This is a genomic window from Alphaproteobacteria bacterium (assembly GCA_020638555.1).
Classification (GTDB): domain Bacteria; phylum Pseudomonadota; class Alphaproteobacteria; order Bin95; family Bin95; genus JACKII01.
Map to the genome: position 1 here is coordinate 39,075 of JACKII010000007.1, position 15,955 is coordinate 55,029.

General features: G+C 69.6%; 10 protein-coding genes and 1 pseudogene. 5 read left to right on the forward strand and 6 right to left on the reverse strand.

Annotation, left to right across the window (positions count from 1 at the left end; translation table 11 throughout):
- Positions 1–155: 155 nt before the first annotated feature.
- The 6 genes from H6844_19395 to gpmA all read right to left on the reverse strand — a co-directional run bounded on the left by H6844_19395 (position 156) and on the right by gpmA (position 7,000).
- Positions 156–1,880, reverse strand: a complete 1,725-nt coding sequence (locus H6844_19395) for an AMP-binding protein (GenBank protein MCB9931569.1) — start codon at positions 1,878–1,880, stop codon at positions 156–158.
- Between the two features lie 191 nt (positions 1,881–2,071).
- The gene (locus tag H6844_19400) at positions 2,072–2,557 is read right to left on the reverse strand and encodes a VOC family protein (protein ID MCB9931570.1); all 486 of its coding nucleotides are present in this window, start codon (positions 2,555–2,557) and stop codon (positions 2,072–2,074) included.
- A gap of 161 nt (positions 2,558–2,718) precedes the next feature.
- On the reverse strand, positions 2,719–3,417 hold the full coding sequence (locus H6844_19405) for a glutathione S-transferase N-terminal domain-containing protein (GenBank protein MCB9931571.1): 699 nt from the start codon (positions 3,415–3,417) through the stop codon (positions 2,719–2,721).
- A 38-nt stretch (positions 3,418–3,455) separates the two neighbouring features.
- Positions 3,456–4,412, reverse strand: a complete 957-nt coding sequence (locus tag H6844_19410; GenBank protein MCB9931572.1) for a hypothetical protein — start codon at positions 4,410–4,412, stop codon at positions 3,456–3,458.
- Positions 4,413–4,452: 40 nt separating this feature from the next.
- Positions 4,453–6,084, reverse strand: coding sequence for an ABC transporter substrate-binding protein (locus H6844_19415; protein MCB9931573.1), 1,632 nt, complete (start codon positions 6,082–6,084; stop codon positions 4,453–4,455).
- Positions 6,085–6,283: 199 nt separating this feature from the next.
- Entirely contained in the window at positions 6,284–7,000 is a 717-nt protein-coding gene (gene gpmA, locus H6844_19420) for a 2,3-diphosphoglycerate-dependent phosphoglycerate mutase (protein ID MCB9931574.1), read from the reverse strand.
- Between the two features lie 120 nt (positions 7,001–7,120).
- Between gpmA and tsaE the strand changes: the two genes are divergently transcribed.
- The 5 genes and pseudogenes from tsaE (at position 7,121) to addA (ending at position 15,903) form a co-directional block, all read left to right on the forward strand.
- Positions 7,121–7,591, forward strand: a complete 471-nt coding sequence (gene tsaE, locus H6844_19425) for a tRNA (adenosine(37)-N6)-threonylcarbamoyltransferase complex ATPase subunit type 1 TsaE (protein ID MCB9931575.1) — start codon at positions 7,121–7,123, stop codon at positions 7,589–7,591.
- A gap of 76 nt (positions 7,592–7,667) precedes the next feature.
- Positions 7,668–7,823 carry a hypothetical protein gene (locus tag H6844_19430; protein ID MCB9931576.1) on the forward strand — a complete coding sequence of 52 codons (156 nt, stop codon included), beginning with the start codon at positions 7,668–7,670 and terminating at the stop codon, positions 7,821–7,823.
- 78 nt (positions 7,824–7,901) lie between these two features.
- Positions 7,902–9,404: a phosphotransferase gene (locus H6844_19435; protein MCB9931577.1), complete on the forward strand. Its 1,503-nt coding sequence runs from the start codon at positions 7,902–7,904 to the stop codon at positions 9,402–9,404.
- Entirely contained in the window at positions 9,401–12,493 is a 3,093-nt protein-coding gene (addB, locus tag H6844_19440) for a double-strand break repair protein AddB (protein MCB9931578.1), read from the forward strand. The genes H6844_19435 and addB overlap by 4 nt, the downstream gene beginning before the upstream one ends.
- Positions 12,486–15,903 (forward strand): annotated as a pseudogene (addA, locus tag H6844_19445) (double-strand break repair helicase AddA). The gene addB and the pseudogene addA overlap by 8 nt, the downstream one beginning before the upstream one ends.
- Positions 15,904–15,955: the final 52 nt, after the last annotated feature.

Consider the following 15,955-nt stretch of genomic DNA (forward strand, 5'->3'; position numbering starts at 1 on the left):
CCATGCCTGAGAGTGTCCCACAAGGTCCGGGCTTTGTGGTGACCTCTCAGGCGTGGGCCCCAAATCGAGTTTGGGGCGGGGATGGAAGTGGCCGAGTGCCGGCGAAGCTGGAAGGAAAAGGACCTGAGCCTAGCCAACGGCCGCGGAGGCCGGCCTCACGCCGTCTTGTCGACGGTCAGGCCCAGTTCCTCGATCATGGCGTCGCGCATCAGGAATTTCTGCGGCTTGCCGGTGACGGTCATCGGCAGTTCGCGCACGAAGCGCACATAGCGCGGGATTTTGTAGTGCGCGATCTGGCCGTGGCAGAACGCCTTCACGTCCTCCTCGGTCAGGCTTTGGCCGGCTTTCGGTACGATCCAGGCGGCCACTTCCTCGCCCATGCGGTGGTCGGGCACGCCGAACACCTGCACCTCCTGGATGGCGGGGTGGCGGAACAGGTATTCCTCGATCTCGCGCGGATAGACGTTCTCGCCGCCGCGGATGACCATGTCCTTCACCCGGCCGGTGATGTTGGCATAGCCTTCTGTGTCGAACACCGCCAGGTCGCCGGAATGCATCCAGCCGTCGGCGTCGATGCTGTCGGCGGTCTTTTCCGGCTCGTCCCAATAGCCCTTCATGACGCTGTAGCCGCGGGTGCAAAGCTCGCCCTGCACGCCGGGCTTCACCGTGGCGCCGGTCTCGTCGACGATCTTGCATTCCACGTGCGGGTGAATGCGGCCGACGGTGGAGACGGCGCGCTCCAGCGGGTCGTCCTTCGAGGTCTGGAACGAGACCGGGCTGGTCTCGGTCATGCCATAGGCGATGGTGACCTCGCGGAGATTCATCTCAGCCACGCACTGCTTCATCACCTCGATCGGGCAGGGGGCGCCGGCCATGACGCCGGTGCGCAACGGCGAGAGGTCGAAGCCTTTCAACTCCGGATGGCCCAGCATGGCGACGAACATGGTCGGCACGCCATAGATCGCCGTGCAGCGCTCGTCCGAGAGCGCCTGCAAGGCCGTGTTCGGGTCGAAGCCTTCCGACGGGAACACCATGGTCGCGCCCGTCGAAACGCAGCCGAGCGTGCCCATCACCATGCCGAAACAGTGGTAGAGCGGCACCGGGATGCACAGCCGGTCCCGCTCGGTGAAACTCTGGTGGGCGACGGTGAAGCGGCCATTGTTCAGGATGTTGACGTGAGACAGCGTCGCCCCTTTCGGCGCGCCGGTGGTGCCGGAGGTGAACTGGATGTTGATGGCGTCGTCCGGGTCCAGCGTCGCCGTGATCGCATCCAACGTGGCGGCGGGCGTGTCGCGGCCGCTTGCGACCACGTCGCCGAAATTGAGCATGCCGGGGGTCTTGTCCTCGCCGACGCGGATGACGGCGCGCAGATGCGGCAGCTTCGCCGCCTTGAGCGCCCCCGGCGCGCAGGTTTCCAGTTCCGGCGCCAGCGTTTGGACCATGCCGACATAGTCGCTGGACTTGAAGGCGACGGCGGTGACCAGCGCCTTGGCCTGCACCTTGTTCAGCACGTATTCGACCTCGGCCAGGCGGTAGGCCGGGTTGATGGTGGTGAGCACCAGGCCGACGCGGGCGGTGGCGTACTGGGTCAGCAGCCACTCATAGCGGTTCGGCGACCAGATGCCGACCCGGTCGCCCTTGGCGAGGCCCAGCTTCAGCAGGCCGCCCGCCAGCGCGTCCACCTCGCGGTCGAACTCGTCCCAGGTCCAGCGCACGCCCTGTTCGCAGAACACGGCGGCCTCGCGGGGCCCGTGGGCGGCCACGGTGCGCTTGAAGGCGACGGGGATCGGCTCGCGCCAGAGGGAAATGCCCGTATCGCCGATGACATGCGCCAGGCCGTTGCGGGCGGTGAGATCGTGGGTGTCGGTCGGGGCGGTCATGGGCGGGGCGGTCATGGGCGGGGTCCCTAACTATTTCTCATTCTTGTGTTCCCCGGACCTGATCCGGGGTCGTTTTCTGTGCCCCGGACTTGATCCGGGGCCGGGGGCTGAGTCTCACTCCGAAACCGGTCCCGGATCAAGTCCGGGAAACACCGGGCCTTTGCCGGGGGAAGCCCCCGGCTCGTCCGCTGTCAGGTCTTGGCCGGCGGGTTCTGGTCCCAGTCCGGGTCGTCGGACGGGTTGAGGGGGCCGTCCTCGCCGGCCAGCAAGCCCTTGCCCGGCAGGTAGTTGATCTCCAGCCGGATGCCGTCCGGGTCCTCGAACACGATGTAGTAATAGCCGGGCGCCCAGTCGCCCTCGACCGGGCCGCGGTCGATATGGGCACCCATCGCCGTCAGCTTGGCATAAAGCGCGTCCACGTCCTCGCGCGAGCGGGCGCGGAAGCAGAGATGGTGCAGGCCGACGCGGTTCTGCACGAATTTTTCGCCGGCATGCTCGTCCGAACAGCGCTGGATGCCGAGCGCGGTGCGGGCGCCGACATGGTAGACGAAATTGTTGCCGTCATAGACCTTGGTCATGCCGAGAAACGGCAGCAATTCGCAATAGAAGTCGCGGGATTTCTCGAACTGGCTCACGGTCAGGATGACATGGGCCATGCCGTTGATGGTGATGGACATTGGGGGGGCTCACACGATTGCAAAGTTAACATCAGGCGTCATTGCGAGAAGGCGCAGCCGACGAAGCAATCCAGCGGCGGCGCCGATGGATTGCCGCGTCGCCCGGCGTTCCGCCGGGCTTCTCGCAATGACGCCGAGAGGGGAGGGACGCGCGGTCGGCCTTACGGCTTCACCTGGTTCTGGGGCATCATGTTCTTGCGGGTTTCCTCGCTCCAGCCCTTGTTCGGCTTGCCGAATTCCTTGCCCACCTCATAGCCGCGGCGCAGCGCCGGCCGGCTCTGGCAGAGCTTGTACCAGCGGTAGACATTGGGGAACTGGCCTTGCAGATCCACTTCCTGCCGCTTGTAGGTGATGATCCAGGGCCAGCAGGCGATGTCGGCGATGGAGAAGTCGTCGACAATGTATTCCCGCCCCTCCAGCCGCCTGTCGAGCACGCCGTAGAGCCGCAGCATTTCCGCATGATAGCGGTCGATGGCGTAGGGGATTTTCTCGGAATGGTAGAGCTTGAAATGCCCGGCCTGGCCAATCATCGGGCCGAGGCCGCCGATCTGCCACATCAGCCATTCGTGCACCTCTGTGCGCCGGCGCAGGTCTCCCGGATAGAACAGGCCGGTCTTGTTCGCCAGATAGAGCAGGATGGCTCCGGTCTCGAACACGCTGATGGGTGCGCCGCCGCCCGGCGGGTCGTGATCGACGATGGCCGGGATGCGGTTGTTCGGGCTGACCTTCAGGAACTCCGGCTGGAACTGGTCCCCCTTGCCGATATTGATGGGGATCACGGTGTAATCCAGCCCCATTTCCTCCAGCGCAATGGAGAGCTTCCAGCCGTTCGGCGTCGGCCAGTAATAGGCGTCGATCATGGACGGGTCCTCGTCTGTCGGGTTTGGCGGAGCCTAGCCTACTCTGCCACTTTCACCAACTTCCGGAGCGTCACCGTTTCCGGCCCGACCGGCTTGCCCAGATTGCGCTGGTTGGTGAAGCTGACCTCGCCCACATAGATGTCGCCGTGCCGGTCCACCGCCAGGCCGTGCGGCGCCAGGAACTGGTTCGGCGCCGTGCCGGGGCCCAGATGGCCGATGCGGGCGATGGTCTCGCCGGTGTTGGAGACGACCGAGACGCGGGGGCCGATATTCGGCAGGGCCATGTTGACATTCATGCCGGGGCCCAGCTCGCCGATATAGAAATTGCTGGTGCCGGCGCCGCACATGCAGAGGCCGCAGGGCCGGTGCATGTTGCCCCACTGGGTCTCGTACTTGCCGTTCTTGTCGAACACCTGGACGCGGTGGTTCTCCCGGTCGGCGACATAGACCCAGCCATCGGCGTCGCAGCAGATATTGTGGGCGATGTTGAACTGGCCGGGGTCGGTGCCGGGCTCGCCCCACGAGAACAGCAGCTTGCCGTCCGGCGAATATTTGTGCACGCGGCTGTTGCCATAGCCGTCGGAGACATAGACGTCGCCCTCCGGCGACTGGGCGGTGTGGGTGCAGCGGTGGAAGGGCAGGCCGCTCATATAGGCGGCAGGCTTGCCGGCGATGCCGAGCGTCAGCAGCACCTTGCCCTCCGGCGTCACCTGGCGGACGGTGTGGTCGCCGTCGTCGGTGCACCAGAGCGTGCCGTCGCGGCCGATATGCACGCCGTGGGCGCGGGTGAACACGCCCTCGCCCCACGAGCGCAGGAAATTGCCGTCGCGGTCGAACACGATCATCGGGTGTTCGCCCCGGTTGAAGGCGTACACATTGTCGTTTGCGTCGACCGCGACGGCGGCCACGTCGTCGAACTGCCATCCGTCCGGGAGTTTCGCCCAGTCGTTCCGGACTTCGTAGCGATAGGCGCCTTCGCCGAGAATCATGGACATGGGCGAAATCTCCCTCAAACGGATCGGTCGGGTGGTGGCGCTATTTGTCGAACCACATCTGTTCGAAGCGCCAGTCGTTGTAGATGCTGTCCTCCTTGCGGACGATGCCCTTGAGATAGGGCTGCCAGCAGGTGTTGACATTGCCTTGGTAGATCATCGGCCGGGCACCGTCGCGGATCAACGCCCGTTCGATATCCCAGACAATGGCCTTGCGCTTCACCGGGTCGGTCTCGCGCGACTGGGCGTGGATCAACGTGTCGATCTCGGGGTTGCAGTAGTTGGTGTAGTTGTTCTGCGCACCGCAGAGATAGTTGGCCTTCAGCACCGCGTCCGGATCGTCGACGCTGGAGCCGGTCAGGTTCAGCGCCACCTGGTAGTTGCCCTTGATCATGCGGCCGAAATACAGCGACGATTCGACGATTTCCAACTCGGCATCGAAATAGATCTGGTTCAACTGGTCGACCAGGATCACCGCCGGGTCCTTGTAGGCGGTGAAGTCGCGGGTCGAGACCTTGATCTTCAGCTTGTTGTTGGGGCCATAGCCTTTCGCCTCCATGATCTGGCGGGCCTTCGCGCGCCGCTCGTCCACCGTGCCGGCATAGGCTTCCAGCTTGTTCAATTCCTCCGCCGGCATGCCCCAGGCGCCTTCGGGCGGCGGCAGCATCGCGCCGCTGATCAGGCCGACCCCGTGCGTGACGATGTCGATGAAGCTTTGCCGGTCGAGCGCCAGTTCCATCGCCTTGCGCAGGTCCGGATCGTCGAAGGGCGGGCTGGTGCGGTTCACCGCCAGATTCACCGTAACATTGGTCGGCGCCAGCTTGCAGATCGCCTCCGGGTCCTGCTCCTTCACCTGGCCCAGCAGCGGCATGGTCACGTCGCCGATAAAGGTCAGGTCGAACTCGCCGGCGGTGAAGGCCAGGATGCGGGTCGGCCGGCTGCGGATCAGCGTCCACTGGATCGCGTCCAGATAGGGCATGCCCGCCTTCCAGTAGTTCGGATTGCGCTCGACCCGGATCGAGGCGTTGCTCTGGAAGTCCTTGAACATGAACGGGCCGGTGCCGATGGGCGCGGTGCGCATGGTCTTGGCCGGGACATGGCAGGGATAGACCGGCGAGTGGCCGGACGCCAGCAATGTCAGCAGCGAGGGCTGCGGGTCATTCAGATGGAAGGTCACCTCGTAGTCGTTATCGACGGTGATCTCTTTCAGATTGTCGAACCAGACCTTGCGCGGGTTTTTGCGGAAGCCGCTTTTGGCGAGGCCGCTGACCCAGTCCCAGGTGCATTTGACGTCCTTGGCGGTGAACGGCTGGCCGTCGTGCCATTTCACGCCCTGGCGCAGCTTGAAGGTCAGGTTGGTCTGGCTGTCGTCATAGGACCAGCTCTCGGCCAGGTCCGGCACCACGGTGTCGATGGAGCTTTTCGGCTTCGACTGGTCGGACAGCACCAGATTGTTGAACACCGCCATCATCGGCATCACGGTCGCGATGGTGCCTTCCTCGTGGATCGAGAGGCTGGGTGGGTTGGAGCTGTTATAGACCCGCAGCACGCCGCCCTGTTTCTGGGCCAGCGCCGGCGCCGCACTGGCCAGGCTGGCCAGGGCGATGGCACCGATGGCCGCGGCAATGCCCCAGCCTCTCTTGCGACAGGGCCTTTGGCCCGATCGTCCCAACATTGGCGTTCCTCCGTGTTTGCTTGTGGTTGAGGACGGCCAGTGTCAGGCAATTCCGGCGGACCGGCAAGGCAATACGTCGCAGCTTGGGGCAGCTTGGGGCAGCGCGGGTCGCGGAAACGCAACAAAGCCAGGCAAGGGGCCGGGCTTTGTCGGGGAAAATGACTCTGGAAAGTTCAGGTCTGTTCGGAGTGAAGGCCCCTCAGGCGGCCTCTTTCTCCTGACCCAGGTAGAATTTCTTCACCGATTTCAGGTCGGCATTCAGCTTGTAGACCAGTGGAACGCCGGTCGGGATTTCCACCAGCGGGATTTCCTCGTCCGACAGGCCTTCCAGATGCTTGACCAGCGCCCGGATCGAATTGCCGTGGGCGGAGATGATGAGGCGCTGGCCCGCCCGGATCTTCGGCGCGATTTCGGCCTCCCAATAGGGCAGCACGCGCTCGATGGTGGTCTTCAGGCTCTCCGTCAGCGGGATGACCTCTTTCGGCAGGTTGCGGTAGCGCGGGTCGTTGACCGGATAGCGCTCGTCGTCGGCAGTCAGGGCCGGCGGCGGGATGTCGAAGCTGCGGCGCCAGATGAACACCTGGTCGGCGCCGTGCTTCTCGGCGGTTTCCGCCTTGTTCAGGCCCTGGAGCGCGCCGTAGTGGCGCTCGTTCAGGCGCCAGTCCTTGGTCACCGGCAGCCAGAGCCGGTCCATTTCTTCCAGGGCGATGTTCAGGGTCTTGATCGCGCGGGTCAGCACGCTGGTGTAGCAGGCGTCGAAGTCGTAGCCGCCCTCGCGCAGCAGGCGGCCGCCGCGGCGCGCCTCCTCCTGGCCGGCTTCGGTCAGGTCGACATCCTTCCAGCCGGTGAAGCGGTTTTCCAGGTTCCACTGGCTCTGGCCGTGGCGAATCAGAACGAGGGTGTGGGTGTCGGCCATGGCGGCGCCTCCTCGGGTCGTCGGTTCGGGGCGCACCCTATCCCGCGGGACGCCGGGCGCAACAGCGCGTATGGCCGCAAAGGCTTTAGCGCCCGTGCCGGACGCGGCTATAATTCGGGCATGCAGACGCTGCTCACTCTCACCCTGGCCGACGAGGCCGCGACGCGCCGCCTGGGCGGCCGGCTGGCGCTCGTGCTGGCGGCCGGCGACGTGCTGGCGCTGGAGGGCGACCTGGGCGCCGGCAAGACGACGCTCGCCCGCGGCCTGATCCAGGCGGCGCTGGGACGGGACGAGCCGGTGCCGAGCCCGACCTTCACCCTGGTGCAGACCTATGAGCCGGCCGACGGACCGGCGATCTGGCATTTCGACCTCTATCGCCTGGGCGGACCGGACGAATTGCTCGAACTCGGCTGGGACGAGGCCCTGGCGGCGGGAGTGGCCCTGGTGGAATGGCCGGAGCGCGCCGGCGACGCCCTGCCGTCCGCGACGCTCTGGCTGCGCCTGGAGGAAGCCGGCGCCGGCCGGCGGGCCGTGTTCGAGGCGGAGGACGAGCGTTGGCGCGAACGCCTGAGCGGGAGGCTGGTGGCATGAGGGTGTTGGGTGTTCGAAGGCTGAGACCGGCCCCGGATCGGCGCTCTGCACCGTCCGGGACACAAGGAGGCCGACGATGAACCGCGACGCCCTCGCGAGCGCGTTCCTGCGGCAGCATGGTTTCGGCGATGCGAGCCCTGGTCCCCGTTCGGCGGATTGTTCCTACCGCAGCTACCGGCGCCTCACCGGCGGGCCGTATCCGGCCCTGCTGATGGACGCGCTGCCGGACTAAGGAGCCGCTTCGCCCTTCGTCACCGGTTGCGGCCCATCTTCGCCATCTCGGCGTTTGTCTGCGCCGGAGGTCCCGGCGGTGGACTACGGCCAGGGGTTCGCGCTGGGGAGGATCGGCGACGCCACCTTCACCCGCCTGCTGGACGCCGGCGCGATCCGGCGCCCGCTCTACGCGCGGGCGGTGGACACGCTGGTGGCGCTGCAATCCCGTGCCGACGCCACCGCCATTGAGGTGCCTGCCTATGACCTGGGCTTTTTCCGGAACGAGACGACTCTGCTCATGCGTTCGACTGGTATTGGCCCGCGGGGTGCGGCGCCGTCAGCGACTGTGCGCGGAACCTTTCTGGAGGCGCTGGACGCGATCCTGGTTCCGGTGCTGGACGCCCGTCCGCCGGTGCTGGTGCACCGCGACTTTCACGTCGACAATCTGATGGTGGTAGCCGGCCGCGACGGCGTCCGTGCGTGCGGCCTGCTCGATTTTCAGGACGCGCTGATCGGCCCGCCCGCCTATGACCTGGTCTCGCTGTTGCAGGACGAGCGGCGCGATGTGGACCCGGCGCTGGCGGACGCGATGCGCGCCGCTATGCTGCCGCGGCCCCGCCCTGCACGACGAGCGGGCCTATTGGACACTCGGCCTGCAACGGCATCTGAAGAATTTCGGCATTTTTGCCCGGGTGTCGCGGCGCGACGGCAAGCACGGCTATCTGCGCCACATCCCTCGCATGTGGGGCCTGGTCGACCTCTGCCTGGCGCGCGAGCCGGCGCTGGCCCCGATGGCCGCATGGCTGGCGGAGCACTGGCCGGCCGGCGACCGCCCCATCCCCGGCCTACCGGAGCCCGCCGCATGAGCCTTTGCCCGCCGCCGCATCGCGCCATGATCCTGGCCGCCGGTCGCGGCACCCGCCTCGCCAGCCTGACCGCGACCACGCCGAAGCCGCTGATCCGGGCCGGCGGCCATGCGCTGATCGACCTGGCCTTGCAACAATTGCAGGCGGCGGGCGTGCGCGAATACGTGGTCAACACCCACCATCTGGCGGAGCGGGTGGAGGATCATGTGCGCCGCTGGCCCGTGTCCTGTCTGCACCTCTCGCGCGAGCGGGACCTGCTGGAGACCGGCGGCGGCGTCGCGCGGGCGCTGCGCTGGCTGGGGCTGACGCCGTTTTACGTGCTGAACAGCGACGTGATCTGGCTCGATCCACCCGGTCGCTCGCTGCTGCGCCTTGCCGAGGCCTGGCAGGACGACCGCATGGACGTGCTGTTGCTGCTGGCGCCGACCGTCAAGGCCCAGGGCTATGACGGCCGCGGCGATTTCACCATGCAGCCGGACGGCCGGCTGGTGCGGCGGCCCGCCTCGACCCTGGCGCCCTTTGTCTTCACCGGCGCGCAGATCCTCTCGCCCCGCGCCTTTGTCGACGCGCCGGCCGGTGCGTTTTCGCTGAATCGCATTTACGACCGGGCGGCCGAGCGGGGCCGGCTCTACGGCCTGCGCTTCGAAGGGGACTGGATCGACGCCGGCACGCCGGAACGCCTGCATCTGGCGAGCGAGGCGTTGCTGCACGCGCGCCAGGGGACGCTCTGGTGAGCGGCGGCGCGACGCCGACCGGCCTTTACACCATTCCGGCCGGAACCCCGTTTCTGGACGCGCTCGCCCGCGGCCTGCTGGTGCGCCTGGGCGACGACCCGGCCGCACTCAGCCGGGTGCGGCTGTTCCTGCCGACCCGGCGCGCCTGCCTCGCCATGGCCGATGCGTTCTTGCGGGTCAGCGACGGCCGGCCGCTGTTGCTGCCGAAGCTGGAGCCGCTCGGCGATCTCGACCCCGAGGACTGGCAGGCGGAGGCGTTCGGCGCGGCCGGTACCATCGCCGATCTGCCACCGCCGATTGCCCCGCTGCGCCGCCAATTGCTGCTGGCGCGCCTGATCCAGAAGCGCGACCAGGTCCAGAATCCCGACCAGGCCCTCAGCCCCGACCAGGCGCTGAAACTGGCCGAGGCGCTGGGGCAGTGGCTCGACCAGGTGCAGATCCACGACCGCGACCCGGCGAAACTGGCCGACCTCGTGCCGGCGGAATACGCCGACCACTGGGGCGAGACCCTGACTTTCCTGGAAATCCTGACCGACAACTGGCCGGGGATTCTCGCGGAGCAAGGGGTGATGGACGCGGTCGAGCGGCGCAAGGCCGTGATCGACGCCCAGATCGCCGCCTGGGCGGCGGATCCGCCGCCAACGCCGGTGATCGCCGCCGGCTCGACCGGCTCGCTGCCGGCGACGGCGCGGCTGATGCGGGCGATCCTGGCCCTGCCGGCCGGCGCCGTGGTGCTGCCGGGCCTCGACACCGACCTGGACCCGGAGGCCTGGGACTGCCTGCCGGAAGGGCATCCGCAATACGGCCTCTCTCGCTTGCTCGGAAGCCTGGAGGCCGACCGGTCGGCGGTGCGGCCCTGGCCCGCATCCGGCGGTTCGGATCGGGGCGGTCCCGACCCGCACACCGCCCGGCGCCAGCAGCAACGCGCCGCCCTGTTGCGCCGGGCCCTGCGCCCGGCCGAGGCACCGCCGGCCACCGAGTCCTCCGTCGCACCCTTGTCCGCCGCCGAGGTGTCGGGGGCGGGCGTGACCCTCGTTGCCGCGCCGGGGCCGGAGGCGGAGGCGCGCACCATTGCGCTTGCGCTCCGCGACTTCCTGGAACGGACCGGCGAGGAGACCGCGGCGCTGGTGACCGCCGACCGCGGTCTGGCACGGCGGGTGGCGGCGGAACTGGCGCGCTGGCGGATCGCCGTCGACGATTCCGCCGGCGAGCCGCTGCTGGAGACGCCGCCCGGCCTCTATCTGCGCTTGGTGGCGGAGGCCGCGTGCAACGAACTGGCGCCGGTGTCGCTGCTGGCGCTGTTGAAACACGAGTTGGCGGCTGTCGACCGGGCCGAGGTGCGCCGCCTGGAGCGCGCGGCTCTGCGCGGACTGCGGCCCGGCCCCGGCGTGGCCGGGCTACGAGCCGCGCTGGCGGCCGATCCGGCCAACGCCGATACTGCAACCGCACTCGCGCCGCTGTTGGAGCGGATCGAGGCCGCCTTGGCGCCGCTGGCCGCGGTGGCTGCCCGGCGGGACGCACCGCTCACCGACTGGCTGACGGCGCATGTGCGGGCCGCCGAGGCCCTGGCCGCCAGCGCGGAGCAGGCGGGCCAGGAGAAGGTGGGCGCGGAGCAGGCGGGCGCGGAACAGGCGGGCGCGGAACGGCTCTGGGCCGACGAGGCCGGCGAGGCGGCGGCGCTGGCGCTGGACGGCCTGCTGGCCGCGGCTGAGGCGTTCGGCGCGGTGGGCGCGCGCGACTATCCGGCCGTGTTCGAGGAATTGCTGGCCGGCCAGACCGTGCGGCCGCGCTATGGCAAACACCCGCGACTCGCCATTCTCGGGCCGCTGGAGGCGCGGCTGCAATGTCCGGACCTGGCCATTCTGGGCGGCCTGAACGAGGGCTCCTGGCCGCCGGAGCCGGAGCGGGACCCGTGGATGGGCCGGCACATGCGCCAGAATTTCGGCCTGCCGCTGCCGGAATGGCGCATCGGCCTGGCCGCGCACGATTTCGCACAGGCGCTGGCCGCGCCGGAGGTGATGCTGACCCGGGCTGAGCGGGTGGGCGGCGCTCCGACCGTGCCGGCCCGCTGGCTCGCGCGGCTGGAACTGGCGGCACGGCAGGCCGCCGGCGCCATCGGCGACCGCACGCCGAACCCGCTGGCCGAGGGTGCCGAGCGATGGCTCGCCTGGGCCGCGGCCCTGGACCCGGCCGCGGGCGGCCCGCCGCCGGACCTGCCAGCGGTGGCGCCGCCGGTCGAGGCCCGCTTCCGCGACCTCTCGGTCAGCGATGTCGAGCGCTGGGTGCGCGACCCCTATGGCCATTATGCCCGTCACATTCTGCGCCTCTATCCCCTGGAGGCCATCGACCAGGAACCGGATGCCGCCGACCGCGGCAACACCCTGCACCATGTGCTGCACGCCTTCGTTGCGACGCTGACGCCGGGCGTCTGGCCGGAGGATGCGCCGGCGCAATTGCTGGCGCTGGGCGAGCAGGCGTTCGCGCCCTTCCGCGACCGCCCCGGCGTGCACGCCTTCTGGTGGCACCGCTTCTGCCGCATGGCCGGCTGGTATGCGGGCCACGAGGCGGGGCGCTGGCCGGCCCTGGCCGCCGCGGCCACCGAGCGCGAGTTGCGCGGGCCGGTGAGCGTGGCCGGGACCAGCGTCGACCTGCGGGCGCGGCTTGACCGGCTCGACCGGATGGAGGATGGCGGCTTCGTCGTCATCGACTACAAGAGCGGCAGCCTGCCGGCGCTGGAGCCGGCGCCGGACAAGGCCTGGACCGCCAGCGCCGCGCGGGCCTGGTCTCCGCAATTGCCGTTGGAGGGCATGTTGGTCTTGCAGCAGCACGCTGGCGCCGACCTGGAAGCGCTGGAAGCCTGGGCCGTCGGCGGCGGCCGCGATACTCCGGGCGAGGCCAAGGATCTGACCGAGAAGACCGAGCCGGTCGCCGCCGCGGAGCAGGCCTGGGCCGGCCTGGAACGGCTGCTGGCGCAGTTCGCGGACCCGACCATGCCCTATCTCTCCGAGCCGCGGCCCCTGTTGGCGCCGCGCTACAGCGACTACCGCCATCTGGCCCGCACCGGCCAGGACGAGGGTGGCGATGCCTGACCGAACGCCCGTACCGCCCGCGATCGATCCGAGCCGGGACCAGCGCCTGGCCGCGGACCCGGCGGTGTCCGCCTGGGTGAACGCATCCGCCGGCTCCGGCAAGACCAAGGTGCTGACCGACCGGGTGCTGGCGCTGCTGCTGGCCGGCGCCCGGCCGCACGGCATTCTCTGCCTGACCTTCACCAAGGCCGCCGCCGGCGAGATGGCGAACCGGGTGGCCGACCGGCTGGCGCTCTGGGCGCGGGTGGGGGATGCGGAACTGGCCCGGCATCTGGCCGACCTGCTGGGGGCGCCGCCGGACGCCGACACGCTCGACCGTGCCCGGCGCCTGTTCGCCCGCGTGCAGGAAGCGCCGGGTGGCGTGCGCATCGACACGGTGCACGCTTTCTGCCAGGGCGTGCTGCAACGCTTCCCGGTCGAGGCGCGGGTGCCGCCCCATTTCGCGGTGCTGGAGGACCGCGACCAGCGCCTGTTGCTGGTGCAGGCGCGCGACCGGCTGGTGCGGGCGGTGACCGACGATCCGGCGGGGCCGCTCGCCGTTGCCTGGGACCGGGTGCTGGCCCGCCTCTCCGAGACCGGCTTTGCGCGGCTGGCCGCCGAGATCGCGGCGAACCGCAGCCGCCTGGCGGAGCTGACGGCGAAGCGGGTGGCGGCGGCCCTCGGCATCGCGCCCGACGCTACGCCGGAGGCGGTGTTGCGAACCGCCTGTGCCGACGGGGCATTCGACGCGGAGGCACTGCGGGCCGCCATCGCGCCGCTCGCCGCGGATGGCACCCAGGCCCCCTCCCGCATGGCGGAGGCGCTTGACGTTTTCCTGGCGACGCCGGCGGAGCGGCGCGATCTGCAAGGCTATGCCGGGGCGTTCCTGCGCAAGGATGGCCCGCCGCTGGCACTGGGCCGCATGAAAGTCTTCAAGAACGTCGCGCTGCGCCAGACCGTGGAGGCCGAACAGGACCGCCTGGTTCGGGTGTTCGGCGACGTGGCCAAGGCGACGGCCTTGGCCGACACGAGCGCCCTGCTGACCGTCGCCGGCGCGCTGTTGGCGCATTATGAGGCGCTGAAACAGACCCGCACGCTGCTGGACTATGACGACCTGATCCTGGGCATGCGCGCGCTGCTGATCGACCCTGGTGCTGCCTGGGTGCACTACAAGCTCGACCGGGGCATCGACCACGTGCTGGTGGACGAGGCGCAGGACACCAACCCGGCGCAATGGCAGGTGATCGCGCGGCTGGTCGCCGAGTTTTTCGCCGGCGAGGGGGTGGAGCGGGGCCGGCGCACCCTGTTTGCCGTCGGCGATCCGAAACAGTCGATCTACAGCTTCCAGGGCGCCGACCCGGCCGGCTTCATCCAGAGCCGCGTCGCCTTCCGCGCCGCCGCCGAGGCCAGCGGCCAGGAGTGGCGCGACGTGCCGCTGACGGTCTCGTTCCGCTCGGCCGCGCCGGTGCTGCGCCTGGTGGATGCGGTGTTCCGTGTCCCGCAGAGCCTCGGCGTCGGCGACACGCCGGTCTCCCACACCGCGCACCGCCGCGAAGCGCCCGGCCGGGTCGAGGTCTGGCCGCTGCTGCCGCCGAGCGGCGCCGACGCCATCGACGATGTCTGGCAACTGCCGCGCGACTATGAGCAGGGGCTGGATGCCGAGGACCGGCTGGCCCACGCGGTCGCCCACAAGATCCGGGACCTGATCGCCAGCGGCGAGACCCTGGACGCGACCGACGGCCGGCCGATCCGCGCCGGCGACATCATGGTGCTGGTGCGCCGCCGCCGCCGCTTCGGCCGCACCCTGGTGCTGGCGCTGAAGCGGCTGGGCGTGCCGGTGGCCGGCGTCGACCGCATGGCGCTGGCGCGCCAGCTGGCGGTGCAGGATCTGGTCGCCTTCGGCCAGTTCCTGTTGATGCCGGAGGACGACCTGACGCTCGCCACCGTGCTGAAAGGGCCGTTTTTCCGCTGGAGCGACGAGCGCCTGTTCGCGCTGGCGCATGGCCGAACCGGTTGCACCGGCCGTGCCGGTCGCACCGGCTCGCTCTGGCGGGCGCTGCAGGAGGCGGAGGCCGACCGGGCCGATGCGGCGCGGCTGGCGGGCTGGCTCCGGGTCGGCCCGACCCTGGCGCCGTTCGCGCTCTACAGCCGGCTGCTGATCGAGGACGGCGGTCGGGCGGCGATCCGCGGCTATCTGGGGCCGGAGGCGGACGATCCGGTCGACGAATTCCTGTCGCTCGCCCTGGAGTTTCCGCGTCGCCATCCGCCCACCTTGCAACACTTCCTGCAATGGCTCGCCGCCGACGATGTCGAGATCAAGCGCGAACTGGACACCGGCGACCGCGATGAGGTGCGATTGCTGACGGTGCATGCCGCCAAGGGTCTGCAAGCGCCGATCGTCATTCTGCCGGACACGACGCGGGCGCCGGGCGATGCCGGCGGCCAGCGCCCGCAACTGGCCTGGACCGGGGACGATGTCGGGATCTGGGGCGCGGGCGACAGCAAGGCGCGCGACCCGGTCTCCGCCGCCCTGCTGGCCGACCGCCATCAGGCGCAGACCCAGGAGGAGGCCCGCCTGCTCTATGTCGCCCTCACCCGGGCCGAGGACCGGCTTTACATTTGCGGCTGGGAGACCCGGCAGCGCTCGGCCAGCCCCACTTGGTATGCCATGGTGGCGGAGGCGTGCGAGCGGCTGGTGGCGGAGGGGGCGATGACGGCCAGCCCGATCGCGGTCGGCGACCACAGCGGCGACGGTTTCGTCCTGGGCGACGAACCATTGCTTCCGGCTGTGGCCGCACGACGGGATGTCGAGGCGCCGCCGCCCCTGCCGGACTGGGCGCTTTGCCCCGCGCCGACGGAGCCGAGCCCCGCCCGACCCCTGGCGCCGTCGCGGCCGAGCCCGCTGGCGCCGGCGCTGCGCTCGCCCCTGCGCGAGCGCGGCGGCGCCGAGCGCCGCTTTCCGGCGCGGCACGCTGCTGCACCGGCTGTTGCAGCACCTGCCCGGCGTCGACCCGGCGGCCCGCGAGAGGGTGGCGGCGCGACTGCTCGCCGATGCCGGCCTGTCGGAGGCGGAGCGGGCGGCCCATGTCGCCGCGGTGGCTGCCGTACTGGACGATCCCGCCTTCGCGCCGGTGTTCGCCGCCGACGCGCTGGTGGAGGCGCCGTTGACCGGGCTGGTCGCTGGCGCGGTCGTCAGCGGCACGGTCGACCGATTGCTGGTGACACCGGCAAAGGTGTTGATCGTCGACTACAAGACCAATCGGCTGCCGCCGACCTCGCCCACGGCGGTTCCGCCCGCCTATGCCCGGCAGATGCGGGCCTATGCGGCGCTGTTGCGGGGTGTCTATCCGGACCGTGCGGTCGAGGCGGCCTTGCTCTGGACCGAAGTGCCGCGGCTCGATCCGGTGGCGGTGGATGTGGCCTTCGATTGACGAAGGCCTCGCGGCTACCTAGCTTGTGGGCAAACCCCGCGCCATCATCAGA

Excerpts from the sequence above, each read along its gene's own strand:
- H6844_19395 (MCB9931569.1), bottom strand. The coding sequence starts at position 1,880 with ATGACCGCCCCGACCGACACCCACGATCTCACCGCCCGCAACGGCCTG.
- H6844_19400 (MCB9931570.1), bottom strand. The coding sequence starts at position 2,557 with ATGTCCATCACCATCAACGGCATGGCCCATGTCATCCTGACCGTGAGC.
- H6844_19405 (MCB9931571.1), bottom strand. The coding sequence starts at position 3,417 with ATGATCGACGCCTATTACTGGCCGACGCCGAACGGCTGGAAGCTCTCC.
- H6844_19410 (MCB9931572.1), bottom strand. The coding sequence starts at position 4,412 with ATGTCCATGATTCTCGGCGAAGGCGCCTATCGCTACGAAGTCCGGAAC.
- H6844_19415 (MCB9931573.1), bottom strand. The coding sequence starts at position 6,084 with ATGTTGGGACGATCGGGCCAAAGGCCCTGTCGCAAGAGAGGCTGGGGC.
- gpmA (MCB9931574.1), bottom strand. The coding sequence starts at position 7,000 with ATGGCCGACACCCACACCCTCGTTCTGATTCGCCACGGCCAGAGCCAG.
- tsaE (MCB9931575.1), top strand. The coding sequence starts at position 7,121 with ATGCAGACGCTGCTCACTCTCACCCTGGCCGACGAGGCCGCGACGCGC.
- H6844_19430 (MCB9931576.1), top strand. The coding sequence starts at position 7,668 with ATGAACCGCGACGCCCTCGCGAGCGCGTTCCTGCGGCAGCATGGTTTC.